Genomic DNA, 1895 nt, shown 5'->3' on the forward strand with positions numbered 1-1895 from the left:
CGGATCATCCGCGACAACCAAGAAACCCATGGCCCCTGGCGGGGCCACCCACAGGTGGGTGAAACTCGGTCGGCGGTGTCGCTCGCCGTCGCCGATTGCGCTTGGTGCCCTCGCGGTGCCTGAAACCAAGAATGGTGTTGGAGCCCGTCCCTGGTATCCCAGGTTGTTGCCCCCCCGGTGCACGTGTCTCAGTGTCATGAGTCTATGACGGGCTCTGCGAGCGACGCCGTCCCAGGTTGAGCCGATCGGGACGGAGGCGCGTGGTTGGACGTGTTGTACTCGCATGTCGCGGGGATCGATGTGCATAAGCAGCAGGTCACGGTGAGTGTGCGGACCCCGGATCCGCGGCGTGCGGCACGGCGGGAGAAGACCAAGACGTTCCGCACGTTCTACGCGGACCTGTTGGCGATGGCGTCATGGCTGGTCGAACACGGGGTGACGCGGGTGGCGATGGAGTCGACCGGCCCGTACTGGTGGCCGGTGTACTCCGCGTTGCGGGAGGCCGGCGGGCCGGGCCTGGCGATCGACGTGGTCAACGCCGCGCACGTCAAAGCGGTCCCGGGTCGTAAGACCGATGTCAAGGACTCGCAGTGGCTGGCCCGGCTGTTGGAGGTCGGGTTGTTGCGGGGTAGTTTCCTGCCCCCGGACGACATCCGGCAGATTCGGGATCTGACCCGGTATCAGACGAAGCTGACCGAGGAACGCAGCCGGGAGAAACAGCGGCTGCTCAAGGTCCTGGAAGCGGCCGGGATCAAGCTGGACGTCGTCGCGTCGGACACGTTCGGTGTGTCGGGCCGGTCGATGCTGGACGCTTTGGTGGCCGGGGAACGTGACTCGGTCGTGTTGGCCGGGCTGGCCCGTGGGGTGCTGCGGAACAAGACCGAGGATCTACGGCTGGCGTTGGCGGGCCGGTTCACCGCCCATCACGGTCAGATGATCGGGTTTCACCTGACCCGTCTCGATCACCTCGACCAGATGATCACCCAGGTTCGGGAGAAGATCGGCCATACCGGCCACCCCGGCACCACCAGGCGGCCCGGGACCGCACCGTCCGGTCTGGTCGCCCTGTTCGCCGAACAGATCCGGCTCCTGGCCAGTATCCCCGGGATCGGGGACCGCGTCGCGACCGTGATCATCAGCGAGATCGGCGTCGACATGAGCAGGTTCCCGTCCGCGAAGCATCTGGCCGCGTGGGCCGGGCTTGCCCCGGGTAACAACGAGTCCGCCGGTCGGCGCCGCAGGGCCGGGCACCGCAAGGGCAACACCCACGTCCAGTCGATCCTCATCGAAGCGGCCCTGGCCTCGTCGAGGACCCGCACCCGCATCGGGGCGCGTTTCCACCGGCTGCACCGCCGTTTCGGCGGCCGGGCGAACAAGACCGCCGGCAAGAAAGCCGCGTTCGCCGTCGCCCACACCCTGATCAAAGTGATCTGGACCGTGTTGTCCACCGGGCGGCCCTACACCGATCTCGGCCACGACTACTACACCCGCGGTGTCGACCCGCACACCCATGCCCGCCGGCTGATCGCCCAGCTCGAAGCGGTGTCCGGCAAGAAAATCATCCTCGTCGACCACGACGGCGACCGCCCGGACAGCGGGAGTCCCGGCAACGGCGAAAGTGGTGAGGCCGCCTGAAAGTACCTGCCACCAGCACCCACAAAAAGGGGCGGGAAGAGCGCCGACAAGGCCGTTTCCGGCGGAAGGTCAGACCCCACAAGGGGTCGACAACGTGGTCGCTCTTCCCACCAGCACCCAGCTTGCCGCACCCTGCCACCCGCGGCAAGCCCGTCACCACGCCCGGAAACCCATCGTGTCCCGGCTCCGCCGGGACGCTGCCGCACACGTGGCCAAGGTCCGAGTTTCGTCTCAGCGGTGTACGTCGAGGACCTGTGCGT

Annotated in this window: 1 protein-coding gene; it reads left to right on the forward strand. The window is 67.3% G+C overall.

Annotated elements, in window-relative coordinates:
* Positions 1-270: 270 nt before the first annotated feature.
* Entirely contained in the window at positions 271-1635 is a 1365-nt protein-coding gene (locus JNW87_RS38160) for an IS110 family transposase (RefSeq protein WP_309234163.1), read from the forward strand.
* Positions 1636-1895: the final 260 nt, after the last annotated feature.

The organism is Micromonospora sp. ATA51 (genome assembly GCF_016802855.1).
Lineage (GTDB): Bacteria > Actinomycetota > Actinomycetes > Mycobacteriales > Micromonosporaceae > Micromonospora > Micromonospora sicca.